This is a genomic window from Streptomyces sp. NBC_00878, assembly GCF_026341515.1.
GTDB lineage: Bacteria > Actinomycetota > Actinomycetes > Streptomycetales > Streptomycetaceae > Streptomyces.
Window position 1 is genome coordinate 2,343,496 of record NZ_JAPEOK010000001.1, and the last position, 26,145, is coordinate 2,369,640.

Genomic DNA, 26,145 nt, shown 5'->3' on the forward strand with positions numbered 1-26,145 from the left:
GTTCAAGGCAACGGCGGAAACCTTCTGGCGCGTCACGCCGACAGGAGACAACCCCTACCGCGAGAGCGACGCCGAGGTGTCCGCACAGGGCGCCCAGGCGTCCTTTTCTCTCGGATCACTCTCACGGGCCTGCGATAGGTTGCCCGCGATGACTGAACTCGGACGCGTCGCCTGGCCGCCTGCCCCGATCAAGACTGAGCGGCTCGTGCTCCGTGAGTCCGAGGCCCGCGACCGTGCGGCGTTCATCGAGCTGCTGGCGTCACCAGAGGTGCACACGTACCTCGGCGGCCCCCGTCCGCGTGACGAGCTTGAGCGAGAGATGCCCGGGGTGCCCGAGCAGTGGCCCGGGAGTTTTGTCGTTGATCTCGACGGGGCGATGATCGGCCAGATCCTGCTCAGAAGAGCACCGGAGCACCACCGCCCGGCTGCCGCGGGGAAAGCCGATCTCGGCTACCTGTTCCTGCCCCGGGCGTGGGGGTTCGGGTACGCCGCCGAGGCGTGCGCGGCGGCACTCGACTGGTTCGACGGCGTCCTTCCCGGCGAGCCGGTGGTGCTCGCCACCCAGACCGCAAACGTCGTTTCGATGCGCCTCGCGGCAAAGCTGGGGTTCACCGAGGTAGAGCGGTTCCATGCCTGGGACGCCGAGCAGTGGCTCGGCCTACGGTCCCCGGTCACGCCGTCCGATTGAGCTCGGCCGTTCGGCTGCAAAGGGTCTACCCTGCGGTGGCTAGTTACCCTGTCCACACCCGCCCTGACCTGCCGCTATTTACGCGTCAGAGCCACCCACCCTTTAAGAAGGCGCTCCGCCCCCAGACCCCCGTATCGCGCTGAACGCGCTCGTCCTCAAACGCCGGACAGGCTGGTAGTCAGCCCCTCCGGCGTTTGAGGAGCGGGGTTCGGGGGCAGCGCCCCCGAGTGGTGACAATGGGGGTCCCCCCGCTCGACCGAAACCGAGAGTGGGGGAGGGTCGGGGCGGCGGGGGCGAAACAGGTCTGTTCAGGTGCCCGCACGGGCCAGGCGTGGGTCCCGGCCGCTCAGGCCCAGCGCCCGGGCGAAGACCGGGGCGTCGTCGGCCACCGGCACAGCGGCCGCGAAGCCGTCGTACTGGCGGTACACGTCGCCGTGCGTGACGACGACATCGAGGACGACACGGGCCGCCGCATCCGAGATCCGGTACTCCTGACCGGTGGCAACCGCCACATCCCACCCATGCACCGCCATCTCCTTCACGATCATCGAGGCAAGCTCGGGAGCCGCCATCGACCCCATCCCGAAATCCACCTCCCCCTCCCACACCACCGGATCCGCCCACGCGGCAACCGCCCGGTCGAGCTGGGCGGCATACGCCGACGCCCACTCCGGCCCCGCGGCGAAGTCCCGCCCGGTCAGCTCCTCGGAGAGCGGCTCGCGCAGCGCCCGATGCTCCAGACCGTGCGAGGTGTACAGCACCCAGTGGTTCACCAGAGCCCGGACATCCCAGTCCGGACAGTGCGTGGCCCCGGCGAGCTGCGCCACCGCAACCCCGCGCGCGACACGAGCGGCCTCGGCGGCACATTCGACCATGACGGGATGCAGGCTCTCCATCGTGTAGAGCACACAGGGAGGGTTCCCCTCGCCCAACTTCTTGTCCGCGTTCTTGTCCATGCGCCCCACGCTAGGGACGCGACCCCGCACCCTCTTGAACAAACGCGACAGCTTCATCGGCCAGCCGCACCAGCTCGTCCACCGGCATCGAACCGGCCGGCCGCCGCTCACGCGCGAAGTCGTTCGCGAGCCGTTGCAGCAGGTCGTTGAGCGGCGTCGGTACGCCGTGCAACCGCCCCAGCAGGGCGATCTCCCCGTTGAGATAGTCCGCCTCGATCGTCCCCGTGCCCCGGTTCAGCGACTGCCACGACGACCCGGCACCCCGCTCGGACCCGTCGAAGGGCTCGAAACGGATCTTGTCGGCGCGGGCCTCCTTCTGTTCCTCCTCCGAGGCGTAGGCAAGGCCCGCCGCGGTCAGCGCGGCCTCACCCTCGGCACGCACCCGGGCGTAGAGCGCGATGCCCTCCTCGCTGGTGAGCAGGCCGCTGACCGCCTCGATCGAGTTGGCGAGGTTGCCGAGGAGCTTGGCGTACTGCCACCGCGTCACGTCGGCCACGACCGGCGCCTCGAAGCGGGACGCGGACAGGTCGGCGCCGATACGCCGCGCCGTCTCGTCCGTGCCGTGCGGATACCGTCCGAGGTGCAGGATCCCGGTCAGCGGCGCACAGGCGGCGGACACCACCCCCGGCTCGACGAACGTCGCGGGCAGCCATACGCACACCCCGTACACCCGCCGGAAGCGGCGCAGCGCGAGCCGCTGGCTCTCCACCCCGTTCTGCGCGCAGACCAGCGGCAGCCGCTCGGCGGCCGTGCCGCCGCCCGCCACGGGCACCGGTCCCCACGCCTCCAGGGCCGCCTCGCTGTCCTGCGTCTTGACGGCGAGCACGAGCACGTCCTCCGCGCCCAGTTCGCCGAGCGCGTGCGGCCCGTCCACGACGGGCGGCCGATGGGTACGCGGACCGTCGGGCGTCACCAGGCGCAGCCCCCGCTCGCGCAGCGCCTCGTACTGCGCGCCCCGCGCGACCAGCACCACGTCGTGCCCCGACTCGGCGAGGCGACCGCCGATGGCCCCGCCGACAGCCCCTGCTCCAATGACGATGTAGCGCATACGTCCGAGCCTGCCACAAACATATGTACGCTCCATCAATGATTCCGGAAACCTTCGAGCTCGCGGGCCGGTTGCCCGTACGCCGTCTCGGTTACGGCACCGCTCAGTTGACCGGACCCGGGTACTGGGGGCCGCGCGGCGACGCCCGGGACGCGGTGGGCCTGCTGCGGCGGGCCGTGGAGCGCGGGGTCACGCTGATCGACACGGCGGACAACTACGGTCCGTCGATCGCCGAGGCGCTCGTCGCCGAGGCCCTGTACCCGTATCCGCCCGGCCTGGTGATCGCCACGAAGGGCGGTGTCGTACGCACCGGTCCGGACGCCTGGCACATCGAGGGGCGGCCCGAGCGGCTACGGGCGATGTGCGAGGCGAGCCTACGGCGGCTGCGCCTCGACACGATCGACCTGTACCAGCTGCACCGGCTGGACCCGGACGTGCCGATGGCCGAACAGCTGGGCGCGCTCGACGAGTTGCGCCGCGAGGGCAAGATCCGGCACATCGGCCTGGACACGGTCACGGCCGAACAGCTCACAGCGGCAAGGCAGTTGACGGACGGCATCGCGTCCGTGCAGAACCGGTACAACCTCACCGACCGCGCCTCGGAGCCACTGCTGAAGCTGTGCGAGGCACACGGCCTCGCGTTCCTGCCCTGGTTCCCGCTGGGCAACGGCTCGTTGACGACGTCCCCGAAAGCGGCGGGCCGAGCAACGGCGACGCGGGTCTGCGCGGACATCGCCGCCGCACGCGGTACCTCACCCGGCCGGATCGCCCTGGCCTGGCTGCTGCACCACTCCCCCGCACTCTGCCCGACCCCCGGCACGAGCTCCCCCGCCCATCTGGAGGAGAACCTCGACGCGGCCACCGTACGGCTCGACGCGGACGACATGTCCCGCCTCGACGCCCTGGGGTGACCTTGCCGGTGCGACATTTCTTGACAATGTGCAGGGGGCAGACCCCAGGATCCTGGGCATGGACTCCGACGGCTTCCACTCCCCCTTCCGCTTCTATCTCAAGCAGAGCCCGTACAGCGACCCCGGCAGCGCCCTACCGGCCGACCTGCCCGCCGACCCTCGCGAACTCGCCGTCCTCGTACGCAACTTGCTCATCCATCGGGAGGAGGGTGAGCACTTCGGGTACGCGATGCCCGAGGAGCGCCGTCACCAGGACGCCGAGGCCCGGTACGTGAGCGAGATCCTGCGGATCCTGCGTGAGCGCGGGCGGGCGCCGCTCACCGAACACCGGGAGTTCGGCGCGCGGTTCGCCGGGACGTGCCGGGACTTCGCCCTGCTGCTGTGCGCGCTACTGAGGGCGACGGGCACGCCCGCACGCGTCCGGTGCGGCTTCGCCACGTACTTCGAGGACGGCTCCTCCCCCGTGACCCACTCGGACCATTGGGTCACCGAACACCGTCTGCGGGACGGCAGTTGGCGACTCGCCGACGCCCAGGTGGCCGACGGGGCGCACGACGTGTCCTTCGACCCGCTGGACGTCCCACCGGACCAGTTCCTCGTCGCCGGAGCCGCCTGGCAGGCGTGCCGGGCGGGCGACGCGGACCCCGACGCCTTCGGGATCCCCCTCCCTACGGGCGACCTGCGGGGCCTGTGGTTCGTGCGCTGCAACGTCGTACGGGATCTCGCGGCCCTCAGCGGGGTGGAGGTGCTGCCGTGGGACATGTGGGCGCTGGCCACGAAGGACGAGCCGGAGGTGACGGCGGACGATCTCGCGCTGCTCGACGCGGCAGCCACGGCCACCACCAAGACCACGACCACGACCACGACCACGACCACGACCACGACCGAGTCTGCCCTCTCGGCAGAGGAGATCCGGCGGCTCTACGCCGACCCTCGCCTCGCCGTCCCGGACGAGATCGTCTCGTATACGACCTACCTCGGTGTCCGGAAGGTCAGGCTTCCCGAGGGGTTTCGGGGCTGAACGGGGTTCCCTGGTGGAAGTAAAGCTGCCATCCTTCCGCCGTCCGCCGCCACAGCGAACTGCGGTGCGCGTGGCGCCCGTTGTTCTCGGTGTCGAAGGTGAGGTGGACCAGGTCCGGGCCGAGCTCGACGCCCTTCATGCGGGAGGTGACGCTCGGGCTGGATCCCGACTCCGTCGTCGCCAGGCTGGCGATGATCGAGACCCGGTCCCAGTGCCGCCCGGAGACGCCGAACTCGTGGAAGCCGGGGTGCAGCAGCGCCCCGAGGAGTTCGGGTGAGCGGCGGATCGCCGGGTCGAGGAGGCTCAGTTCGCCCTCGATGGCCGCCTCGACGGCGGGGCTGTGGTCAGCCACTGGTCAGCTCCGCGAGTTTGGTGACGGTGTTCCAGTTCCGCGTGGTGGCGACGATGCCCTTCGTCATCCGGGGCTTCGACAGGGTCTCCGCCAGTTTGGAGCGGCCGAGGCCGTCGGGGGCGTAGAGGTAGAGGACGCGGTCGCCCAGGCGGAACTCCTCGGGCAGGAAGGCCTGTTGGTCGATCGACGCGAAGCGTTCCGGGCCGACCGGCTCGGAGAAGTACGTGGCGTGCAGTTGCCTGGCCTCCAGGTCGGCGGCCGGGAACGGGCAGGCGTCGAGGACGGCCCGCAGATACGCGTGGTCACGCACCAGGACGTCGACCGTGAAGCCGAAGCGCTTCTCCAGCGCCCCCGACAGCTCCGCGGCGAGCGAGTCCTCGTCGCCGTGGCCGCTGGCGAAGACGGCGTTCCCGCTCTGGAGATACGTGCCGACGTCCCCGTACCCGAGGCCTTCCATGAGGGTGCGCAGTTCGGCCATGGGGACCTTCTTGGCGCCGCCCACGTTGATGCCGCGCAGCAGGGCCGCGTATGTCGTCATACCCACAGTCATCCGCACACCATAAAGCGGCCGTCGTGCCCCGTGGGGGTGGGCACGACGGCCGCGGTTCGCGGGCGCCCGGACAACGCAAGTTACCGTCCGGTTGGTACGACCCTGGCCGATGGGCGCGCTCAGAGCAACACCCATGCACAGTTGTGACTTGTTCAACAAGCTTTCGTAACATTCAAAAGGGATCTTCCCCGCAGGTCGGGCGGCAACCGGCGGCGTACCGGACACACCGGTGGGGCGCACCGGACACCCTGATCACGACCCCCGAGGCGCCGCTTTGCATGTAAGGGGCTCCCATCCTCCTCAGTGCTGAGGCTGTGGGGTCCGAGCGGAGGAGTCGGGCTCCCGGTACCTCACCGAGCAGCACGACGAGAGATCCTTATCCGCCCCATACCTTCGAAGTCAGAGGTGTCGACAGGAGGTCGGCGCCGCACACGAGGAGGCAAGCCCGTCATGGGGAACGGAGACACGCGGGTTCGGGGCATAGCGGCCCGGGCCGGCGGCTGGAGTGCCCGGCACCGCTGGGCGGCCGTCGGGATCTGGCTGCTGTTCGTCGTCCTGGCCATGGGGCTCGGCTCCGCGGCGGGCACGGTCGAACTCAAGGACAGCGACCAGCTCAGCGGCGAGACAGGACGGGCCGCGGCCATCGCGGAGGCCGCGGGCATCGAGGAGCCGGCCGGGGAGACCGTCCTCATCCAGGGGAAGGGCGCGGGTGTCAAGGCGACGGACGCCGAGTTCCGCGCCGCCGTCGACGCCGTGATGAAGGCGGTCGAGGGCACCGGCAAGGTGACCGATGTGGCCTCGCCGTACGACACGGACACGATCTCGAAGGACGGCCGCAGCGCGCTGGTGCAGTTCGACATGCGCGGCGACGCGGACACGGCGGGCGAGCGGGTGGAGCCCGTCCTGAAGGCCGTCGACACCGTGCAGAAGGACCATGAGGCGGTGCTGATCGAGGAGATCGGCGGCGCCAGCATGAACAAGACGTTCGACGACGCGTTCGGCAACGACTTCAAGCAGGCCGAGTACTCCGCCGTACCCGTCGCCCTCGGCATTCTGCTGATCGCGTTCGGCGCGCTGGTGGCGGCGCTGGTGCCGGTACTGCTAGCGATCACCGCGATCATGGCGACGATCGGTCTGATGGGGCTCGTCAGCCATCTGCAGCCGATGGACGACGCCTCCAGCTCCGTGATGCTGCTCGTCGGTCTGGCGGTCGGCGTCGACTACTGCCTGTTCTATCTGCGGCGCGAGCGCGAGGAGCGCTCGGCGGGCCGGGACCCCGAGACCGCGCTGCGGATCGCCGCGGCGACCAGTGGCCGCGCCATCATCGTCTCCGGTGTTACGGTGTGCGTGGCGATGGCGGGCATGCTGTTCACCGGAATCGCCACCTTCAAGGCGATGGGACTGGCTTCCCTGATGGTCGTGGCGGTTGCCATGGTCGGCTCGGTGACGGTCCTGCCCGCGGTCCTCTCGCTGCTCGGTACGCGGGTCGAGAAGGGGCGGATTCCGTTCCTGCACCCGGACAAGCGGCGCAAGTCCAACGGCGGTTCAGCCAACGGCGGTTCGGCCAACGGTGGAAGCCGGTTCTGGACGAGCGTGCTGCGGGTGGTGCTGGCCAAGCCGGCGATCTCGCTGGTCGTCGCGACGGGCGCGCTGCTGGCCATCGCGGCCCCCGCGCTCGGTATGAAGACTCAGAACCTCACGCTGGACCAGGAGTTCGGCGACTCGCTGCCGATCGTGAAGACGTACGAGAGGGTCAACGAGGCCTTCCCCGGCGGTTCCGACCCGGCCGAGGTGGTCGTCAAGGCCGACGACATCAACTCCGCCGAGGTGAAGTCCGCGATCGCCGACTTCCGTGCGCGGGCGGTCAGTTCGGGTGCCTCGCGCGGTCCGGTCGAGGTCAAGGTGCACGACGCGCAGAACCTCGCCTTCGTCTACGTGCCGCTGGTGGGCGGCTCGGACCTGGACGAGGCCGAGAAGAGCCTGGAGACCATCCGCGACGAGGTCCGTCCGGCGACGCTCGGCAAGGTCGACGGGGTCGAGGCTCCGGTGACCGGACAGGTCGCGGGCTCGAAGGACTTCAACGACCAACTCGTGAGCGCGGTGGCCCCGGTCTTCGCCTTCGTCGTGGTCTTCGCCTTCCTGCTGATGCTCCTGTCGTTCCGCTCGCTGACGATCGCGATCACCTCGATCGTCCTCAACCTCCTCTCGGTCGGGGCGGCCTACGGCATCCTGGTCGCCGTCTTCCAGCACGGCTGGGGCGCGTCGCTGGTGGGCGCGGAGGGCGTGGGCGCCATCATCACCTGGCTGCCGCTGTTCCTCTTCGTGATCCTCTTCGGGCTCTCGATGGACTACCACGTGTTCGTGGTCTCGCGGATCCGTGAGGCGCGGATGCGGGGGCTGACGACCCGGGACGCCATCCAGCACGGGGTCGTCACGACGGCCGGAGTCATCACCAGCGCCGCCGTCATCATGGTCGCCGTCTTCGCGATCTTCGGCACGCTGTCCATGCAGTCCATGAAGCAGATGGGCGTGGGTCTCGCGGCCGCGGTCCTGATCGACGCGACGATCATCCGCGGTGTGCTGCTCCCGGCGGTGATGGCCCTCCTCGGGGAACGCAACTGGTACTTCCCGAAGTGGCTGAACCGCCTGCCGGACCTCAGCCACGACGAGTCCCCCGAGGCCGCGTCCTCGCCGCCGCCTCCGGCGGTCGAAGGGGAGAAGGTCGGGGTCTGACAACCTGAACCGCGACACAGCGGCAGTACAGCGGCAGCGTGGCCGGGGCAAGTGCCCCGGCCACGCCGTCGTGTTGTGCGGGATACGCCGGGTCAGGCCGCGGTGGTCACCTCGTCCCGCTCGAAGGAGTCGATGGTGCGGGTGAAGTCGCGGGTCGAGAGCAACAGCTTGTAGATGATGGCGAGTTCGAAGACGAGAAGCAGGGCGCCGGAGACCAGCGTCGCCTCGATGACCGCGTCGAGGAGCGGGCCGACGATGAAGACACCCATCTGGAACTCGATGCCGCTCACCAGGTGCGCACGAATGCGACGGCGCAGGAGGAAGGACCGCAGCCGGAGATAGACCGGGAAGCGGTGGCGGAACTCCTTCTGGAGGTCGATGATTTGGGCGCCCCGAGGCTTCTGAGGAACGCCGGAGGTTCCTTCGGAACCCGGTTCGGACACGGTCTCGGAACCCGATTCCGACACGGTCGCGGAACCCGGTCCCGACACGGTCGCGGAACCCGGTCCCGACACGGTCTCAGAATCCGGTCCCGACACGGTCGCGGAACCCGGTCCCGACACGGTCTCAGAATCCGGTTCCGACACGGTCGCGGAACCCGATACGGACAGAGGCTCGGTACCGGTTGCGGACACGGTCTCGGTATCCGTTGCGGACATGGCCGACGTCCTGCGGATGTCGTGTTCGATGTCCGCCTCGGGGTTGTTGCGCAACAGGTCTTCCATGAAGGCGAGTTCGGCGGAGTTGTCCGAGCGCCGGGCCTCCCGCACCCGCGCCTTGATCTGTTTGCGCATGGAGTAGCGGATCTTGAAGATCTCCAGGGAGTTGATGTAGCGCAGCATGTCGAGGCCGACGACGGCGAGCGCCAGCCAGATGTAGATGGTGTCACCGGTGCGGTCGTACTGCCCGGCCATCAGCGCGACCCCGCACACCGCCACCCGGATACGGTCGAAGACGAAGTCCAGCCAGGCCCCGAAGACGGAGCCCTGGCCGGTCAGCCGCGCCACCTTCCCGTCCATGCAGTCGAGGATGAAACTCAGGTGGTAGACGAGGGCTCCGGCGATCAGCCACCGCCAGTCGCCGAAGGCGAAGCACGCCGCCGACACCAGCCCGAGCAGGAACGCCCCCCAGGTGATCTGGTTCGGCGTGATCCTCGTGCGCATCGCGGTGAGCCTCACCAGCGGCGTGGCCACCGGGTCGACGAGCAGCACGGTCCACCACGCGTCACGCTTCTTCTCCGTGATGCGGCGTACCTCTGCGAGGGGCGGTATGTCTCGGCGCATGGGTCAACTTCCTGCGTTCGTAGTGAGTTCACCTCACGCTAAGAAGCTGTTCAGGCAACGAACAAGGAGTTCACTGCGCAACCTTCGACAGGGGGTAACGGTCGTACTCAGCAACCCGATCGATGCCTCGATCGGGCGGATACCGCGTTATCCGAGCGTTACCGAATGACCGTCCCGTTATCCAAAGGGCGCCAGGGCTTCACCGTTGGCGTACAACCGTGACCCATGGGAATTCCGGGCTCGCGGACGGTCACCCGATCACGCCCTTTCGGGCCTCACGACACCGACTCTTCGGTCATGCCGAGGCCCCCGAGGACCCCGAGCCGCTCTTTCGGATTTCCTCCTCGATCAGATCCGCCGCACGTGCGGTGCCGCCCTCGGTCGCCATGTCCGCCTGGATCTCCTTGAGCCGCCGCGCGACGTCCGGATCACCGGTGACCGCGAGAACGGCCTCGCGCAGGGTCTCGGCCGTCGCCTCCTCCATCGGCAGGTGCCGGGCGACGCCGAGCGCCTGCAGCATGTCCGCGTTGCCGAACTGGTCGACGGCCTGGGGCACGCAGACCATCGGCGTGGTGGTCGCCAGCCCTTCCTGGCTGCCGCCTGCGCCCGCGTGCGTGATGAAGACGTCGGCCTGCTTGAGGATCGCCAACTGCGGTACCCAGTCCCGGACTTCGACGTTCCCCGGGACGTGCCCCAGCTCGCCCGGATCGACGTGCTTGCCGATCTGCAGCACCACGTGCCAGCCGGGCCGGCCCCCGAAGGCCTTCACGCACGCGCGATAGAACTCGGGCTGCTTGGTGAAGGCGGAGCCCAGGGACACGAGGAGGACGCGCTCGGCGTCAGCGGGGCGCCGCCACTCCCCCTGGGCGGCGCGGTCGCCCTGGCAGGCGCCGACGAACGTGTACACCGACTCGTCGACCCGGTCGGCGTTCGGCTGGAGGGCCTTCGGGATCAGGACGAGGGAGCGGGCGGGGCGACCGCCGAACGAGTCGGGGTCCTGGGCGACCCCGTTCTCGTCCAGCCACGCCTGGAAGCGCGCGTAGTACGCCCTGCCCCGCTCGGTCTTCTTCGGCTCCGCCCACATGGGCTCGGCGACCTCCTCCTCGTACCCCTCCCAGGCGACGAGGTTCGGCGAGAGGGAGACGGCCGGGACGCCCCAGCGGTGCGCGAGGACACGGGCTGGGTACGAGGTGATGTCGTGCAGTACGAGGTCCGGCTCGTCGCCTTCGTACGCCTCGACGAGCTGCGGGAGTGCCTGGATCGCGTCGGCCAGGAAGGGCTCCACGTTGTCCAGGAGTGTGGTCCCCCATGCCTCGGGGTCGTCGTCGGGGGACGGCAGGGTCGACTTCCAGAGCCTCGGCTCGGCACCGGTCTCCGCGACCTTGTCGGCGAAGACGGGCGGAATCGCGTACGTGACCCGGTGCCCGCGGGCGACGAGCTCCCGGATCACCTCAAGGCTCGGGTTCACGTGCCCGTGGGCGGCGATGGAGAACATGGCGATGTGGGCGGGGTGTGAGGTGGTCATGAGCCCGACCATAAGCGAGACGATACGTCTCGTACAATGCAATTGCGGCCTCCCGTCCTACGCGACTCACCGCGACGCCAGCACGTGGTGGAGCCCCAGCCACTGCTCGGGCGACACCTCCCCGACGAGGGCACGCGGGTCGAGACACGCGGCCCTGAACGCGGCATCCACCCGGCGCCGTGGGTGGGCCCGGCGCAGCGAGGCGTGCAGAGAGCCGCCGACCCCCGAGAAACCGAGCTCGACCAGGTGCCGCCAGGCGTCGTACGAGGTCCGGTCGAGCAGGGGCGTGCGGCGTCGCTCGATGCGTACGATTCCGGCGTCGACCCGGGGCACGGGCCGGAACCGGGTCCTGGTGACCCGGCCGAGGAACCGCCACTCGAAGCGCGGCCAGGTGCGGACGGTCAGCAGAGTCCAACTCCCGTAGTCCCCGGTGCGTTTGCGGGCGTATTCGAGCTGGGTGAGGAGGGTGGCGTCCGTGAGACCGGGCGCGCGCAGACACCAGTCGACGACGTCCGCGGTACGCGAGAAGGGCACGTTCCCGGCGACGGAGAAGGCGGTGCCAGGCGGCCGGGCGGCGAGGAAGTCGTCGCCGATCACCCGCACTTGGGGCGTCCCGGAGAAGCGGGCGCGCAGGGCGGGTACGAGCCGTGGGTCGATCTCGTAGGCGAGCAGCTCCCGGCAGCGGGGTGCGAGCACCTCGGTCAACGCGCCTTTGCCCGCGCCCACTTCGAGTACGAGGGGCGGGTGGTGCGGGTGCGGTACGGCGAGCCGGGCGAAGCGGTCGGCGGTGGCGCGGTCGGTGAGGAAGTTCTGCGAGAGCGCGCGCGAAACGTGGGTGGGGCGGGCCATGGCCTGCGGTCCTTGTCTTCCGTGACGACGAAACGGGCAGACGAAGGCCCCGACCGGAAGGGAAGAGAAGACACGCGCAGCAGGCGGGCACGCGTCAGCCGCGTGCCTGCTCCAAGGCGTACGTGAGAGGGGTTGCCCCTGCGGCGACTGCCGTCAGCGGGCGAAACTCCCCGGTCCGGTCAGGGCACCGGGGGCACGCCGCATCCGAATGGAATACGTGCAGCCCCGGCCAAGACCGGAGAAGTAAATCGAGTTGATACCCACGCCGGGCACGCTAGGCGAGCCAGACCGGAACGGACAACCGATTTTCACCCCGCGCCTTCCACCAGGGGTAGGAGAACCGCCTGCTTTTAAGGGGCGCGGGGAACTGCGCGACCAGCCCCCACCGGCCGGCACCCGACGAACCACCCGCGTCCCCCAAGGCCCGGGCCAGCGAACCCGTCACCTCTGATACCGCGCCAACACCAGATTCCCGTCCCCCACAAGCCGCTCACGCAACTCACCCAGCCCAATAGCCCCGCTGTAGTACTCCTGAAACGCAGGCGTAGCCACCTTGTCCTTCCACTCCGGATAGCCCCGCACGGCCTGCGCCGGCGCCGACCGCAGATACCGCGCAAGCTCCGCACCGACCGCCCACCCGTCCTCCTCCACCCGCAGCGCCGGATCCCGGAGCGCCTCCGTCCCGGTCGGCAGCATCCAGTCGCCGAGCGCGAGCCGCACCATGTTCCGCGGCTGGAGCAGGAAGTCGATGAACGCGGCGGCCTCCTCCTTGTGCGGACTGTCCTCCGCGACGGACAAGGTCTGTGGACTCACCCCCTGAGTGAGCCCATCCGCTCCGGCCGGCGCGGGCAGCACCTGCCAGTCGAAGCCCTCCGGCGCCTGTTGCACGATCTGCTGCCGGTACGAGAACCCGAGCGGAACCATCGCGTACTTGCCGCCGAAGAAGCCGGGCAGTGTGTCGGATCCGCCGCTGCCGAGCGTCGAACTCGACGCGCTGCCATCGGTGTTGACCTGATCGTGAACAGTCCGAGGCACCACCTCGTCGGCCGCCCCGAACCGAATCCGCACCTTGCCGTCCGAGCCCCGATGGAACAACTGCCCGCCGGTCGAGAGCGACAGGTCGAGGGTCGCCGACACGGGTTCCTTGAGCGGCCAGGCCACACCGTACTTCCCTTCCCCATCGCCCAGTTCATCGGTGATCGCCCTGAACTCGTCCCAGGTCCACGGCTGTTCGGGCGTCGGAATCCGTACGCCGGACTCCCGCAACCACGTGGCGTTGGCGATCAGGACACGCGGCTCCTGGAGGAACGGCACGCCGTAGACCCCGTCCCCGAAGGTCACGGTCTCCCAACTCCGCTGCGGAATATCGGACTTGAGCCGCTCCGGCAGGAGACCACGCAGATCCGCGAGATACCCGCCGTACGCGAAGTCCGCGAGGTCGTCCGAGGCGTCATGGATGATGTCCGGCGCCTCACCGCCCTCGAAGGAGGTGAGCAGCTGGTCGTGAACGCTGTCCCAACTCCCCTGTACGTACTCGACCTTGACATCCGGATGTGCATCGTTCCATTCCTCCACCAGCTCCCTGTTGGCGTCGACGGACTCCTGCTGCCAGGCGAGGGACTGGAAGCGGAGGGTGACCCTGCCGTCCCGCGAGCCGCCGCCGTCGCCGTCGCCGCCGGTGCAGGCCGTACAGCTCGTGAGCAGCAGCGCCACCACCATCGCGACGAGCCGTTTCGTCCGCATCAGCTCTTCACCGCCCCGGCGAGCATCCCGCCCGTGATCCGTTTCTGGATGACCGCGAAGACGACCAGCGAGGGCAGGGTCGCCAGGAACGCGGCCGCCGCGAGGGGCCCGAGGTCCGCCACGCCCTCCGCGCCGAGGAAGTGCGTGAGGACGACCGGAAGGGTCTGTTTCTCCGGGGTCTTGAGGAGCACCAGCGCGAAGAAGAACTCGTTCCACGCGCTGATGAACGCGAACAGCGCCGTGGCCACGATCCCCGGCGCGAGCAGCGGGGCGGTGATCGAGACCAGCGTCCGCACCTTGCCGGCTCCGTCCACCGCCGCGGCCTCCTCCAGCTCGGTCGGCACGGCCCGTACGTACCCCACGAGCATCCACAGCGCGAACGGCAGCGCCCACACCACGTACACCATGATCAGACCCGCTACGGAGTTGATCAGCCGCAGGTTCTTCAGGACCAGGAACAGCGGGATGATCACCAGGGCGAACGGGAACGCCTGGCTGACCACGACCCAGCCGGTCGCCGCCTTCGCGAGCCGCGTGCGGTGCCGGGCCATGACGTACGCCATCGGGGTCGCGATCAGTACGGCGATCACCGCCGCGCCGACCGCCGCGATCAGCGAGTTCAACGCGGCGTCCAGCAGCGGCTGTTCGTCGAAGGCCTGCCGGAAGTTGGCGAGGGTCGGGTCCTTGGGGATCCAGGTCGGATGCAGACTCCCCAGCTCGCGCGGCGGTTTGAAGGCGGTGGAGATCAGCCAGAGGAAGGGGAATGCGAGGAAGACGAGATACCCGAGGAGGGCGAGGTACTGGCTCGCGCGAGCCGATTTCCGTGTCCTCACGCGTCCTCGCCTCCCCTCAGCCGGCCGACCAGGTAGAGGGCGAGGATCACCGAGATCACCGCGACCATCACGCATCCCATCGCCGCCGCGTAGCCGAACTGCCCGTAGCGGAAGGCCTCTTCGTACGCGAACAGCATCGGCAGCCGGGTGCGACCGCCCGGCCCGCCGTTGGTCAGGACGTACACCAGGGCGAATGAATTGAAGTTCCAGATGAAACTGAGCGCGGTGATGGCGAGCGCTACCGGTTTGAGGGCGGGCCAGGTCACCGTGCGGAAGCGGCGCCAGGCGCCCGCGCCGTCCATCGCCGCGGCCTCGTGCAGTTCGTGCGGGGTGTTCTGCAGTCCGGCGAGCAGGGCGACCGTCGTCTGGGGCATGCCCGCCCAGACGCCGACCACGATTACCGCGGGCAGGGCGGTGGCCAGACCGCTCAGCCAGTCGCGGCCCTCGCCCAGGCCCAGGTCGCGGATGGTCTCGTTGAGGATGCCCGCGTCCGGGTTGTAGACGAGCCGCCACATGATGCCGACCACCACCTCGGGCATCGCCCACGGGATGATCGCGAGCGACCGCGCCAGCCAGCGGAAGCGGAGGTTCTCGTTGAGCAGCAGGGCGAGGCCGAGGGCGAGGAGGAACTGCGGGATCGTCACCCCCACCGCCCACAGCAGACCGATCCGGAACGAGTCCCAGAACAGGGTGTCGTGCAGCAGGTCCTGGAAGTTGAGGGTCCCGATCCACTGCGTGGGCTCGGTGCGGCCCGACTGGGAGTCGGTGAACGCCAGCGCGATGCCGTAGAGGAGCGGTCCGACGCTGAGCACCAGGATCGGGATCAGCGCGGGCAGCACCAGGAACCAGGCGCCGTGGTCGACGAGGCGGCCACCACCCGGGCCATCGCCTCCGCCCGGCGCACCCCTCGCCGACCGTTTCACCGACCGCTTCACCGACCGCTTACCTGACCGCTTTCGCACGGTCGCCAATGTCACGAAACCATCCCCTCTGGGCTGCTCGTGTCGGTCTGGCCGTCCCGGCGGCCCTCGTCATCGTGCTGACGTACTGACACGCCGTCAAGGCAGCGCGCACACCCTCCCGAGGGCTCCCACCAGTGCGAATGCGACACTGGGCGGCGCATGGCGGGATCTCGACCGCCGACACGACGAAACCACGAGAAACACGGACTCCACGAGCGAGAGGCGAGTGATGGACGAGGCACAGGCGCGGGACGTGCTCGCCGAAGCGGGGTTCGACCGGGGCGCGGAGCTGCTCGCGCTGGGCGAGAACGCCGTGTTCGCGGCCGGTGACCTGGTGGTCAAGGTGGGGCGCGACGCCGAACTCCTGGACCGGGCGCGGCGGGAACTGGCCATCGCCGCCTGGCTCGCGGAGGCGGGCGTCCCCGCGGTGCGGGCCGCCGAATCCGAGGCACGGTCCGTCGCCGGTCACCCGGTGACGGTGTGGCATCGGCTGCCCAGTTCCGTACGCCCCGCCGAACCCGGCGATCTGGCCGAGCTGCTGCGACTGGTGCACGCCCTGCCCGCCCCTTCCTTCACGCTGCCGCGCCGCGAGTTGCTGGGCGGGGTCGAGCGGTGGCTGCGGCTCGCGGGTGACGCGATCGACCCGGCGGACGCCGCGTTCCTGCGGGACCGGCGCGACGGCTTCGCCACGGCCGCCGCCGCGCTCACCCCGCATCTGCAGCCGGGCCCGATCCACGGTGACGCGCTGCCCCGCAACGTCCACGTCGGCCCCGACGGGCCGGTCCTGGTCGACCTGGAGACCTTCTCCACCGACCTGCGTGAACACGACCTCGTGGTGATGGCGCTGTCCCGCGACCGGTACGGGCTGCCCGCCGAGGCATACGACGCGTTCACCGGGACGTACGGCTGGGACGTACGCGAGTGGGCCGGGTGCGGGGTGCTGCGCGGGGCCCGCGAGACGGCCAGCTGCGCCTGGGTCGCCCAGCACGCACCGACCAATCCGAAGGCGCTGGCGGAGTTCGTGCGCCGGGTGGCGTCACTGCGGGACGGCGACGAAACGGTTCGCTGGTATCCCTTCTGAGGCCGCTCCCCGGGGCTGCTCCCTTCAAGAGTGAGTGCTGGGGCTGGATGCGGTTGTCCGCTGTGTGCCGGGAGGGTCTCCTCGGTCATGGGTGTGTTGTGGGCTGCCGTTCTCCGGGAGGGGAACGGAGGTTCTTGGGTCGAATGGGTGACCTTTGCGGGGGTGCTCGTTGACTGCGGTGACGGGTTCTTCGGCCGGGCGGGGGTGAACGGGTGGGTGGGCTGCGGGAGTTGGCGGTGTCGTTCGTGGTGCCCGGTCCCGCCGGGGTAGCTGTCCGGGACCGGCTGCGGGTGAGCGAGTCGGATGCGGCGGTGCTGGCCGAGGTCGGTGTCTTCCTCGGGTCGCTGGCGTCTGGTGATCTCGCGGAGCGGTCCCGGCAGGGGCTGACGCATGATGCGGCTGGGTGGGCGGTGCGCAAGCGGGAGCTGACGGGGAAGTCGTCGGCGCGTTGGGCGGGCAGTATCACCAGGGCCACGCATGATCAGTGGTCGCTGGCGAGGCGCGGGCAGGCCGCGTATCTGGGCTGGTTGCGGGGGCAGGTCGTCTCGGTCGAGGCGCGGCTGGCCAGGCCGCTGGGTGCCAAGGGGAACAAGCGCGAGGGGCTGGCGCGCGGCTATGGCTCCCGGAGTGAGTGGCATGCCAAGTCCCGCCGCCTGCAAACCCTCAAGGACCGGTTGGCGGTGGTGGAGCGTGACTGGGCGGCGGGCCGGGTGCGTGTGGTGCGGGGCGGCAAGCGGCTCGCCAACGCCCGCCACCACCTGGCGGCGGCCGGGCTGAGTGAGCAGGAGTGGCGGGAGCGGTGGCAGGCGGAGCGGATGTTCCTGGCCGCTGACGGGGAGTCCGGCAAACGCTTCGGGAACGAGACCATCCGCGTCACCGACACCGGCCGGCTCTCGATCAAGCTCCCTGCCCCGCTGGCGCACCTGGCCAACGCACCGCACGGCCGGTACGTGCTCGAAGCGACCGTGCGGTTCCGGCACCGGGGTGCGGAGTGGCGTGACCGGATCACGGCGAACCGGGCGGTGGCCTACCGCATCCACCACGACACGGCACGCGGACGCTGGTATGTGACCGCCGCTTGGCAGCGCGCTGCCGTTCCCGCCATGCCGCTGGAGGCGGCGCTGGCCCGGGGTGTGGTCGGGGTGGACATGAACGACGACCACCTCGCCGCCTGGCACCTCGACGTGCACGGCAACCCGGTCGGCGCACCGCAGCGCTTCTCCTACGACCTCACCGGCAACGCGGAGCACCGGGATGCGCAGATCCGGCACGCGCTGACCCGTCTGCTGCACCACACCCGCCGCTGCGGGGCCGCCGCGATCGCCATCGAGGACCTCGACTTCACCGACGGCACAAGCCGGGAGCGGCACGGCCGCAACAAACGCTTCCGCCGCCTGCTCTCCCGCTTCCCCACCGCCAAACTCCGCGCCCGGCTCGTCTCGATGGCAGCCGAGCAGGACATCGCCGTCGTCGCGGTCGACCCGGCCTACACCTCCCGCTGGGGTGCCCAGCACTGGCAGAAACCCCTCACCACACCGACTCGCAAGATTTCCCGGCACGATGCGGCAAGCATCGCGATCGGGCGACGCGCCCTCGGACACCCGATCAAGCGACGGACGGCACCGCCCCCACACCACCAGAGTGATGGTGCGGGGCATCGGACCGCCCAGGCCCGACCGGACACCCGACAGCGCGAGGAAACCCGCCCCCACCCACCCGGACCACGCACCAGATGCGCGCCGCCGGACCGTGGAGCGAACGCGGGAGACCAGCGTGCCCAACACCGTTCGGGGCACACGGCCGAGCAGCAGTCCTGGCAACAGGACTCAATCCCGCTCAGTCTCTAGGAACGGTTCCAGCTATCTGTCCGCCCAGACGGCCACCGCCGTACTGCCCGTTCTGGTGGTGCTCTTCGCGCGGTACGCCCTGTCCGCGCTCGCCTGTCTCGGTCTGGTCGCCGCCGACCGGAGGTCCGGCGGATGGACCCGAGACGAGCTCCGGATCGGCGTGCCGCTGGGCGTCACCCAGGCGGCCGTCCTGGTCGTGGAGACGTACGGCGTCGCCCGCACGAGTGCGGCCAACGCGGGGCTGATCATCAGCCTGACCATCGTGATCACTCCCCTCCTCGACCGCACGGGCCACCGCGGCGGCCTCCCCCTGTCCTTCTACGCGGCCGCCGGCGTCTGCCTGCTGGCCGTCGGTCTCCTGATGTCGGGCAACGGCTTCCACGCGCCCCGTCTCGGCGACCTGCTGATGCTCGCCGCCGCGCTGATCCGGGCGGTGCATGTCGCACTCGTCGGCCGGCTCACCGTGAACCGTGCGATCCGCCCGCTGCGGCTGACCACCGTGCAGACCCTCGTCGGCTCGGCGCTGTTCCTGCTGCCGGCGTCCGGCGAACTGTCCACGCTCGCCCACATCGGCTTGGCGGGCTGGGCCCAGCTGCTCTATCTCGCCCTGTTCTGCAGTGTGTTCGCCTTTCTCGCACAGACCTGGGCCGTCCAGCGCACCTCCGCGAGCCGGGCCAGCCTCCTGCTGGGCACCGAGCCGATCTGGGCCGCAGCCGTGGGAATCACCCTGGCCGGCGACCACTTCACCCCGCTCACGGGTCTCGGCGCGGCGATGATGGTCGCCGGAACGTACTGGGGCCAGTCCATCGAACGCGCCCACCGCGCCGCCACCTCCGAGGGGGCTCGGCCGCCGTCGACGGCGTCGGCCCCTTCAGAGACCCGCACCGTTCAGGGGCGCGGGGCTGTGACATCTGCGGCTCCGCCGCGTGGGCGCGACAAGCCACAACCAACCCGCAGGTGACGAACGACCCCCGTCAACGTCCGCTCCCCGCGGAGCGTTGCTCCGCGTCCGACAGGTCCCGCAGCGGCCACACCCCGTCCACCACCGCCGTCTCGTCCCCCTTGCTGCGCAGGAAGCTCTGGAAGTCGGCCGCCCATTCCGCGTACCACTCGATCTGGCGGCGGTGCAGCTCCGCCGGGCCGAGGGCCGCGACCTTGGGGTGGCGGGCGGCTATCGCGCCGGCGAGACGGGCCGCCGCCAGGGCGTCCGCCGAGGCGTCGTGGGCGGAGTCGAGCGTGATCCCGTACTCCACGCAGACCGCTTCGAGATTCCGCTTGCCGCGGCGGTAGCGGTCCACGGAGCGGTCGATCGTGTACGGGTCGATGACCGGCGCGGGATCGACTCCGCCGAGCCGGTCGCGCAGTGACGGCAGTCCGTACCTCCGCAGTTCGGCGGAGAGCAGGGTCAGGTCGAAGGCCGCGTTGTACGCCACGACCGGGACGCCCGACTGCCAGTACGAGACGAGGACCGAGGCGATCGCGTCGGCCACCTGGTCGGCGGGCCTGCCCTCGGCCGTCGCCCTTTCGTTGCTGATCCCGTGCACCGCCACCGCGTCCGCCGGGATCTCGACTCCCGGGTCGGCGAGCCATTCGCGGTGCCCTACCGGCTCTGTCCCCCTGACCTCGATCACGGCCCCGGTGACGATGCGCGCCTCGCGCGGATCCGTCCCGGTCGTCTCCAGGTCGAAGCCGACCAGCAGCTCCCCGTGCCAACCCATGCCGGCCCCCTTCTTCGTGGTGCGATCCCCCATGACCTCCACGATCCCATGGGCCACTGACAATCCGAGGACCGCATTCCGCTTGACGCCTGTCAGGACACAGGCCGCGAATCGGCCCAAGCCACCTCGAACTCCTCGCGATACGTCCCGAAAAGCCCCTCTTCACCGGCCTCGTCCGGCTTCAACACCCGCCCCCCGCCGCGCAGTACGAGCACCGGCGCCTCCATCCCGCGCGTCCGGCGCAGATACGACTGCACGACCGCTATGCCGTCCGAGCCGTCCCCGTCGACGAGGTACGCCGTGAAGCGGGGCGTCTCGTCGTAGACCTGGATCTCGAAGGCGCCGGGATCGCGCAGCCGGGCCCGGACCCGGCGCATGTGCAGGATGTTCATCTCGACGGAGCGGCTCAACTCACCCCGCTTGATGCCGAGTTCGCGCTCGCGGCGCTTCACCGCACTGGACGCGGGGTTCAGGAACAGCAGCCGCACCCGGCAGCCGGACTCGGCCAGCCTGACGAGCCGCCGGCCCGAGAAGTTCTGTACGAGGAGGTTGAGGCCGATACCGATGGCGTCGAGGCGGCGGGCACCGCCGAAGATGTCCTCGGCGGGGAACTGCCGCATCAGCCGCACCCGGTCCGAGTGCACGCCCACCACGTCCGCGTACCGGTCGCCGACCAGTTCCTCGACCGCGTCGACCGGCAGCCGGCGCGCGGACGGTACGTCACTGCCCGCGCCGAGTATTTCCAGGAGCTTCGCGGAGGCGCGCTCGGCCTGGGCGAGGACGGCCTCGGACAGGGCCCGGTTCCGCGAGACGACGTTGCGGGTGACTTCCAGTTCGTCCAGGGCGAGTTCGACGTCCCGGCGCTCCTCGAAGTACGGCTCGAAGCACGGCCAGTGCTGCACCATCAGCTCGCGCAGCTGGGGCAGCGTGAGGAAGCTGAGGACGTTGTCGTCGGCCGGGTCGAGCAAGTAGCCCTTGCGGCGGCTGACTTCGCGGACGGCGACGGCCCGCTGCACCCACTCCTGCCCGGCGGGTCCGGCGGCGGCGACCACCCAGTCGTCCTCGCCGTGGACGGGCTCGTAGATCGGGCGGAGAACAGCGGCCACGACCGCGCGCAGCCGCTGTTCGACGAGGTTCAGCCAGATGTAGGCCCGGCCGGCCCGCTGGGCGCGCGTACGCACCTCACGCCAGGCGTCGGCGCCCCAGTCCAGCTCCGCTCCGATCTCCATCGGTCGCGCCAGGGACACCGCGCCCGGTGGGGCATCCGTGGAGCTCCCCTCGTGACCGCCGTCACCAGGGGGCAACTCCAGCCCTCCGGACCCCACCCGCGCACCGCCTTCCGCTCCCCCGAGCACTCCCCCAGCCAACGATCAAGGAAGGGTACTCCGGGAGCGGCGGACGGTGCAGCCGGATGGACAGGTCGTTTCTCAACTACCGTTGTCCGGGCGGCCGTTCTGATTGGCAAGCTCCGGCGGAGTGAGCGGATTCATAGCGGTGACATCGCGCGGGGCAATGGAGAAGCCCTGCCAGTGGACCGGCATGGGCTGCTGGTCCTCGTCCCGGGCGACGTGGTGGAAGCCGATGTTCACCCAGGCCACGGGGTTCGTGATGGTCTCTCCGTTGACCCACTTGTCGACGGACTTACCAGCTCCGGTACCGCAATTGGGCAGGTTGTTGCTGGCGAACTGCTCGCACTTCTTGTACTGGGTGAAATAGACGTCGTGCTTGGTGAAGCTGCGGCCCGGGTACTTGGAGGTGGCGCCCGGGACGAACTCGTACGAACGGGCGTGTTCGTCCTTGTTCTTGCCGGTGGTGCTGACCACGCGCCACCAGCGCATGTTCTTGGCGTCGCCCGCGAGTTCCTTGTTGACCGGCGTACGGGTGGTCTTGTTCCTCGGGGCCGCGCCGCCGGCGGCGGGCGGGCTGACCACGGAGTCGTACTGCTCGACCTTGTTCTTGGAGTTGCCGTCGAGGCCGAAGTTGAGCCGCCAGAAGACGTTGTGGCTGTGGCTGGTGGCGTACGCCTTGGCGCCCTTGCCGATCGGCCAGCCGCGGCCGTCACCGGCGTCGTAGTCACCGGGCGAGAGGCTGCCGGTGGCGCCGACGTTCATGTTGATCGTGCCGTCGTCCGAGAAACGCCACTCGGTCATGTACTCGTACCAGCCGACCTGGTTGACGGTGTAGACGAGCAGGTCCTTGCCCTGCTGCTGGAAGACCTTGTTCGCCGTGTCGCCCTGCATGCGGTAGGCGTGGCCGCGCGAACGGGTCGTGGTGCACAGGCCCTTGACGTTCGGGTGCGCCGGGTCCGCGCCCGGGACCTTGACCGTCTTGATCGTGCCGCCGGGGCACTCCCCGGGGGCCATGTCCTTCAAGCCCGATCCGAAGCCGTAGCCCGTGAGGTCGTCGTACTCGACCGAGCCGTCGTCGTAGGGGACGTGTATCTGGGCGAGCTTCGCACTTGTCAGGACGCGTATGGGGCGGGCTTCCCCCTTGGGCTGGTACGAGATGTTCTCCAGGACCAGCCCGGACTCACCCTCGTAGCGCCAGCACATCGTCCAGGTGGTGCCGGTGGAGAGTTTCTGCTCGATCTTGTAGGCCGCGCTGCAGGCGGCGGCCGCCGCGGGGGCGGCCTTGGGCTGGGCGACGGCCGGCCCCGCGGCCGTGGAGGCGCCGACGGTCAGGGCGGCCACCGAGAGGCCCACCACCGTCCGTCCGCGGGCGCGGGTGATGCTGTTCACGCGCATGAAAAGGTGACTCCCTTGCACAAGCAGGAAAGTGGGAAATGGGAAAAATGAACGAAGGTCGCTGAACCGCTGCCGGTGAACGGCAAGGGGCGGTCAGCCGACCTTGGCGACCTTCCGGGTGCTCAGATCGATCACCAGGTCACGGGTGTCGATCCAGGGACCGTTCTTGGCCTTCACGAAGAGCGTCACGCAGCGGTGCTTGCCGCAGTCGGCGAGGGCCGCGGGCGTGCCCGGGTTCGCCCGGTACACCATGCTGCTGAGCAGCAGCTGGTCAGGAGTGGTCAGCTCCTTGTCCGTGGCGTCCTTGAAGTCGGCCTTCAGGCCGGCGCCGAGCGGGTCGGCGAGCAGCAGCTGCGCCGCCTCGATGTTCTCGGTGCGGTTGAGCGGCGGCTGAACGCCCTGCTGGGTGTCGGTCTCCTCGACCTTGCCGGTGTCGAGGTTGACGGTCTTGGTGACGAGCTTGTCGTTCTTGTAGTCGTAGAACGACACGTCGGCGCGGCGCGGCGCGTCCGGGTCGTCCAGTTCGCTCGTCTTGGGATCGGCGAGGTCGACGGCGAGCGACTGCGGACCCTGCTCGCCCTCGACGTTCTCGCCGGTGCGGCGCAACTGCTGGTCCAGGGCGAGCTTCTCGACACGCTCGGTCTCGTCCTCGGTGAGCGGGTCGCGTCCCTCGCCGGTGTCGCCCTCCGCCGGAGCCTGCTCGACGACGCCGGGAGCCACGGCGCCCTGGCCCTGGCCGGCCTGCTGGGAGGTCTGGCCCGCCCCCTTGCCGTCGGAGTCGTCGGCGCCTGCCGAGCCCGGCAGGGTGATCCCGATCATCACGGCGGTCCCGGCGACCGCGATGGCCGTACCCGCCACCACCTTGCCCAGATGGCGGTGCACTATCGTGCGCACATTTCCCCCTACTCCCCCTGTGTCTCTAGGAGGCGCTCGAGTCCCACTGGTTGGCATACCGCGTATGCACTGGTCATTCGGTAAGAGGGACGTAAGTCATAGGTGGTTCCATCACTTTCGGGGAGACTCGGGCGGGAGTCGCCCCCGGGGGCGTCGCACAACTGGAAGAGTTGCATCCATGCAGGTCTGGCCTGGACAGGCGTACCCACTCGGTGCCACGTACGACGGCGCCGGCACGAACTTCGCGGTCTTCTCGGAGGCCGCGGACCGGATCGAGCTGTGTCTGCTGCACGACGACGGCTCCGAGACGGCGATAGAGCTGCGCGAGACCGACGCGTTCGTACGGCACGCGTACCTGCCCGGCGTCATGCCGGGCCAGCGGTACGGCTTCCGTGTGCACGGTCCGTACGCGCCGGAGCGCGGGCAGCGCTGCAACTCAGCGAAGCTGCTGCTCGACCCCTACGCGAAGGCCATAAGCGGCGGCATCGAATGGGGCGAGGAGGTGTACGGCTACCACTTCGGGTCGCCGGGCAAGCGCAACGACCTGGACTCGGCACCCCGCACCATGAGCTCCGTGGTGGTCAACCCGTACTTCGACTGGGGCGACGACCGGCGCCCGCGCACCGAGTACCACCACACGCTCCTGTACGAGGCCCATGTGAAGGGCCTGACGATGCGGCACCCGGGACTGCCGGACGAACTGCGCGGCACGTACGCGGCACTCGCCCACCCCGCCATCATCGAACACCTGACCGCACTGGGCGTCACCGCCCTGGAACTGATGCCCGTACACCAGTTCGTGAACGACCACCGCCTGGTCGACATGGGCCTCAACAACTACTGGGGCTACAACACCATCGGCTTCTTCGCCCCGCACAACGCGTACGCCTCCTGGGGCGACCGCGGGCAGCAGGTCCTGGAGTTCAAGTCGGCCGTACGGGCGCTGCACGAGGCCGGTATCGAGGTCATCCTCGACGTGGTCTACAACCACACCGCCGAGGGCAACCACCTCGGCCCGACGCTCTCCTTCAGGGGCCTGGACAACGCCTCGTACTACCGGCTGACGGACGATCCCCGCTACTACATGGACACCACGGGGACGGGCAACTCACTGCTCATGCGCTCCCCGCACGTCCTCCAGCTGATCATGGACTCGCTGCGCTACTGGGTCACCGAGATGCACGTCGACGGGTTCCGCTTCGACCTGGCGGCGACGCTGGCCCGGCAGTTCCACGAGGTGGACCGGCTGTCGTCGTTCTTCGACCTGGTGCAGCAGGATCCGGTGGTCTCCCAGGTGAAGCTGATCGCCGAGCCCTGGGACGTCGGCGAGGGCGGCTACCAGGTGGGCAACTTCCCGCCCCTGTGGACCGAGTGGAACGGAAAGTACCGCGACACCGTACGGGACATGTGGCGGGGCGAGCCGCGGACGCTCGCGGAGTTCGCGTCCCGGCTGACGGGCTCGTCGGACCTCTACCAGGATGACGGGCGGCGCCCCCTCGCCTCCATCAACTTCGTCACCTGCCACGACGGCTTCACGCTGCACGACCTGGTGTCGTACAACGAGAAGCACAACGCGGCGAACGGCGAGGACAACCGCGACGGCGAGAGCCACAACCGGTCGTGGAACTGCGGGGCCGAGGGCGACACCGACGACCCGGAGGTCCTGGAGCTGCGGGCGCGGCAGATGCGGAACTTCACCGCGACGCTGATGCTCTCCCAGGGCGTGCCGATGCTGAGTCACGGCGACGAGTTCGGGCGCACACAGGGCGGCAACAACAACGCGTACTGCCAGGACAACGAGCTGTCCTGGGTGCCGTGGCCCGAGCACACCGAGAACCCCGAGAACACGGCCGAGCTGCTGGAGTTCACACGCGCGATGGTGTGGCTGCGCCGCGACCATCCGGTGTTCCGGCGGCGCCGGTTCTTCCACGGCCGGCCCGTGGAGGGCACCCACGACGAGCTGTCGGACATCGCGTGGTTCACCCCGGCGGGGGACGAGATGACCCAGCGCGACTGGGACTCCACACAGGCGCGGGCGCTGTCGGTGTTCCTCAACGGCAACGCGATCTCGGAACCGGGACCGCGCGGTGAGCACATCGGCGACGACTCGTTCCTGCTGATGTTCAACGCCTCTCCGAAGACGACGGAGTTCGTGGTACCGGTCAACCACGGCCGCCAGTGGCAGGTGGTGGTCGACACGGCCCGCCCGTCCGGCCTGGAACCCGGCACAGGCGCGAAGGTCCAGGCGGGCGACCGCCTGTCCTTGGTGGACCGAAGCATGATGGTGCTGCAGCGCCCGGCGTAGGTGGACAGGCAAGCTCCGGTGGCACCCCGCGCCCCGTCAGGGGCGCGGGGCTGTGTCCATATGCGGCTCCGCCGCGTGGGCGCGACAAGCCACAGCGAACCC

General features: G+C 69.7%; 22 protein-coding genes. 8 read left to right on the top strand and 14 right to left on the bottom strand.

From position 1 onward, the window contains the following. The first annotated feature begins 148 nt into the window (after positions 1–148). Complete coding sequence (locus OHA11_RS09480; RefSeq protein WP_266507051.1) at positions 149–688, top strand: GNAT family N-acetyltransferase; 540 nt, start codon at positions 149–151, stop codon at positions 686–688. Between the two features lie 308 nt (positions 689–996). On the opposite strand, the gene OHA11_RS09485 is transcribed toward OHA11_RS09480, so the two are convergent. Then, positions 997–1,584, bottom strand: a complete 588-nt coding sequence (locus OHA11_RS09485) for a TIGR03086 family metal-binding protein (RefSeq protein WP_266507052.1) — start codon at positions 1,582–1,584, stop codon at positions 997–999. A gap of 70 nt (positions 1,585–1,654) precedes the next feature. Continuing rightward, positions 1,655–2,692, bottom strand: a complete 1,038-nt coding sequence (locus OHA11_RS09490; protein ID WP_266494047.1) for a ketopantoate reductase family protein — start codon at positions 2,690–2,692, stop codon at positions 1,655–1,657. Between the two features lie 38 nt (positions 2,693–2,730). Here OHA11_RS09490 and OHA11_RS09495 point away from each other — a divergent pair, with 38 nt between their 5' ends. Both OHA11_RS09495 and OHA11_RS09500 read left to right on the top strand, forming a co-directional pair. Next, entirely contained in the window at positions 2,731–3,603 is an 873-nt protein-coding gene (locus OHA11_RS09495; RefSeq protein WP_266494049.1) for an aldo/keto reductase, read from the top strand. A 58-nt stretch (positions 3,604–3,661) separates the two neighbouring features. Beyond that, positions 3,662–4,624 (top strand): transglutaminase domain-containing protein, encoded by a 963-nt coding sequence (locus tag OHA11_RS09500; protein ID WP_266494052.1) that lies wholly within the window; start codon positions 3,662–3,664, stop codon positions 4,622–4,624. Here the strand turns inward: OHA11_RS09500 and OHA11_RS09505 are convergent. Beyond that, positions 4,596–4,976, bottom strand: coding sequence for a DUF4440 domain-containing protein (locus tag OHA11_RS09505; protein WP_266494054.1), 381 nt, complete (start codon positions 4,974–4,976; stop codon positions 4,596–4,598). The genes OHA11_RS09500 and OHA11_RS09505 overlap by 29 nt on opposite strands. Continuing rightward, positions 4,969–5,526 carry a DUF1697 domain-containing protein gene (locus tag OHA11_RS09510; protein WP_266494057.1) on the bottom strand — a complete coding sequence of 186 codons (558 nt, stop codon included), beginning with the start codon at positions 5,524–5,526 and terminating at the stop codon, positions 4,969–4,971. Before OHA11_RS09510 ends, OHA11_RS09505 begins: the two co-directional genes overlap by 8 nt. A 450-nt stretch (positions 5,527–5,976) precedes the next feature. On the opposite strand from OHA11_RS09510, the gene OHA11_RS09515 reads away from it, so the two are divergent. Continuing rightward, positions 5,977–8,259: an MMPL family transporter gene (locus OHA11_RS09515; RefSeq protein WP_266494060.1), complete on the top strand. Its 2,283-nt coding sequence runs from the start codon at positions 5,977–5,979 to the stop codon at positions 8,257–8,259. Positions 8,260–8,351: 92 nt separating this feature from the next. Here the strand turns inward: OHA11_RS09515 and OHA11_RS09520 are convergent, their stop codons facing one another. The 6 genes from OHA11_RS09520 to OHA11_RS09545 form a co-directional block, all read right to left on the bottom strand. Next, positions 8,352–9,542: a CDP-alcohol phosphatidyltransferase family protein gene (locus OHA11_RS09520; RefSeq protein ID WP_266494062.1), complete on the bottom strand. Its 1,191-nt coding sequence runs from the start codon at positions 9,540–9,542 to the stop codon at positions 8,352–8,354. A gap of 295 nt (positions 9,543–9,837) precedes the next feature. Then, positions 9,838–11,079 carry a macrolide-inactivating glycosyltransferase gene (gene mgt / locus OHA11_RS09525; RefSeq protein WP_266494065.1) on the bottom strand — a complete coding sequence of 414 codons (1,242 nt, stop codon included), beginning with the start codon at positions 11,077–11,079 and terminating at the stop codon, positions 9,838–9,840. Positions 11,080–11,133: 54 nt separating this feature from the next. Continuing rightward, entirely contained in the window at positions 11,134–11,916 is a 783-nt protein-coding gene (gene erm, locus OHA11_RS09530; protein WP_266494067.1) for an ErmE/ErmH/ErmO/ErmR family 23S rRNA (adenine(2058)-N(6))-methyltransferase, read from the bottom strand. 441 nt (positions 11,917–12,357) lie between these two features. Next, positions 12,358–13,659, bottom strand: coding sequence for an ABC transporter substrate-binding protein (locus OHA11_RS09535; RefSeq protein ID WP_266494070.1), 1,302 nt, complete (start codon positions 13,657–13,659; stop codon positions 12,358–12,360). Further along, a complete protein-coding gene (locus OHA11_RS09540; protein ID WP_266494072.1) occupies positions 13,659–14,492 on the bottom strand; it encodes a carbohydrate ABC transporter permease in 834 nt (277 codons plus the stop codon). Before OHA11_RS09540 ends, OHA11_RS09535 begins: the two co-directional genes overlap by 1 nt. Next, a complete protein-coding gene (locus tag OHA11_RS09545) occupies positions 14,489–15,415 on the bottom strand; it encodes a sugar ABC transporter permease (protein WP_323186762.1) in 927 nt (308 codons plus the stop codon). The genes OHA11_RS09540 and OHA11_RS09545 overlap by 4 nt, the downstream gene beginning before the upstream one ends. A 268-nt stretch (positions 15,416–15,683) precedes the next feature. Between OHA11_RS09545 and OHA11_RS09550 the strand changes: the two genes are divergently transcribed. From OHA11_RS09550 to OHA11_RS09560, 3 genes are all read left to right on the top strand, one after another. Then, entirely contained in the window at positions 15,684–16,535 is an 852-nt protein-coding gene (locus OHA11_RS09550; RefSeq protein WP_266494075.1) for a phosphotransferase enzyme family protein, read from the top strand. Positions 16,536–16,747: 212 nt separating this feature from the next. Next, on the top strand, positions 16,748–18,382 hold the full coding sequence (locus tag OHA11_RS09555; protein ID WP_266494078.1) for a transposase: 1,635 nt from the start codon (positions 16,748–16,750) through the stop codon (positions 18,380–18,382). A gap of 16 nt (positions 18,383–18,398) precedes the next feature. Next, a complete protein-coding gene (locus tag OHA11_RS09560; protein WP_266507054.1) occupies positions 18,399–19,343 on the top strand; it encodes a DMT family transporter in 945 nt (314 codons plus the stop codon). A gap of 13 nt (positions 19,344–19,356) precedes the next feature. On the opposite strand, the gene OHA11_RS09565 is transcribed toward OHA11_RS09560, so the two are convergent. The 4 genes from OHA11_RS09565 to OHA11_RS09580 form a co-directional block, all read right to left on the bottom strand. Continuing rightward, positions 19,357–20,100 carry a 3'-5' exonuclease gene (locus tag OHA11_RS09565; RefSeq protein WP_266507055.1) on the bottom strand — a complete coding sequence of 248 codons (744 nt, stop codon included), beginning with the start codon at positions 20,098–20,100 and terminating at the stop codon, positions 19,357–19,359. Positions 20,101–20,192: 92 nt separating this feature from the next. Next, positions 20,193–21,425 (bottom strand): SAV2148 family HEPN domain-containing protein, encoded by a 1,233-nt coding sequence (locus OHA11_RS09570; RefSeq protein WP_266494083.1) that lies wholly within the window; start codon positions 21,423–21,425, stop codon positions 20,193–20,195. 102 nt (positions 21,426–21,527) lie between these two features. Next, positions 21,528–22,844, bottom strand: a complete 1,317-nt coding sequence (locus OHA11_RS09575; protein WP_266494087.1) for a copper amine oxidase — start codon at positions 22,842–22,844, stop codon at positions 21,528–21,530. 93 nt (positions 22,845–22,937) lie between these two features. Then, positions 22,938–23,738 (bottom strand): Tat pathway signal sequence domain protein, encoded by an 801-nt coding sequence (locus OHA11_RS09580; protein ID WP_266494088.1) that lies wholly within the window; start codon positions 23,736–23,738, stop codon positions 22,938–22,940. Positions 23,739–23,916: 178 nt separating this feature from the next. Between OHA11_RS09580 and glgX the strand changes: the two genes are divergently transcribed. Next, on the top strand, positions 23,917–26,043 hold the full coding sequence (gene glgX, locus OHA11_RS09585; RefSeq protein ID WP_266494089.1) for a glycogen debranching protein GlgX: 2,127 nt from the start codon (positions 23,917–23,919) through the stop codon (positions 26,041–26,043). The last annotated feature ends 102 nt before the right edge of the window (positions 26,044–26,145 follow it).

Coding starts and splice junctions, on each gene's coding strand:
- OHA11_RS09480 (WP_266507051.1), top strand. CDS start 149: ATGACTGAACTCGGACGCGTCGCCTGGCCGCCTGCCCCGATCAAGACT.
- OHA11_RS09485 (WP_266507052.1), bottom strand. CDS start 1,584: ATGGAGAGCCTGCATCCCGTCATGGTCGAATGTGCCGCCGAGGCCGCT.
- OHA11_RS09495 (WP_266494049.1), top strand. CDS start 2,731: ATGATTCCGGAAACCTTCGAGCTCGCGGGCCGGTTGCCCGTACGCCGT.
- OHA11_RS09535 (WP_266494070.1), bottom strand. CDS start 13,659: ATGCGGACGAAACGGCTCGTCGCGATGGTGGTGGCGCTGCTGCTCACG.
- OHA11_RS09515 (WP_266494060.1), top strand. CDS start 5,977: ATGGGGAACGGAGACACGCGGGTTCGGGGCATAGCGGCCCGGGCCGGC.
- OHA11_RS09500 (WP_266494052.1), top strand. CDS start 3,662: ATGGACTCCGACGGCTTCCACTCCCCCTTCCGCTTCTATCTCAAGCAG.
- erm (WP_266494067.1), bottom strand. CDS start 11,916: ATGGCCCGCCCCACCCACGTTTCGCGCGCGCTCTCGCAGAACTTCCTC.
- OHA11_RS09550 (WP_266494075.1), top strand. CDS start 15,684: ATGGACGAGGCACAGGCGCGGGACGTGCTCGCCGAAGCGGGGTTCGAC.
- OHA11_RS09510 (WP_266494057.1), bottom strand. CDS start 5,526: ATGACTGTGGGTATGACGACATACGCGGCCCTGCTGCGCGGCATCAAC.
- OHA11_RS09565 (WP_266507055.1), bottom strand. CDS start 20,100: ATGGGTTGGCACGGGGAGCTGCTGGTCGGCTTCGACCTGGAGACGACC.
- glgX (WP_266494089.1), top strand. CDS start 23,917: ATGCAGGTCTGGCCTGGACAGGCGTACCCACTCGGTGCCACGTACGAC.
- OHA11_RS09490 (WP_266494047.1), bottom strand. CDS start 2,692: ATGCGCTACATCGTCATTGGAGCAGGGGCTGTCGGCGGGGCCATCGGC.
- mgt (WP_266494065.1), bottom strand. CDS start 11,079: ATGGTCGGGCTCATGACCACCTCACACCCCGCCCACATCGCCATGTTC.
- OHA11_RS09520 (WP_266494062.1), bottom strand. CDS start 9,542: ATGCGCCGAGACATACCGCCCCTCGCAGAGGTACGCCGCATCACGGAG.
- OHA11_RS09575 (WP_266494087.1), bottom strand. CDS start 22,844: ATGCGCGTGAACAGCATCACCCGCGCCCGCGGACGGACGGTGGTGGGC.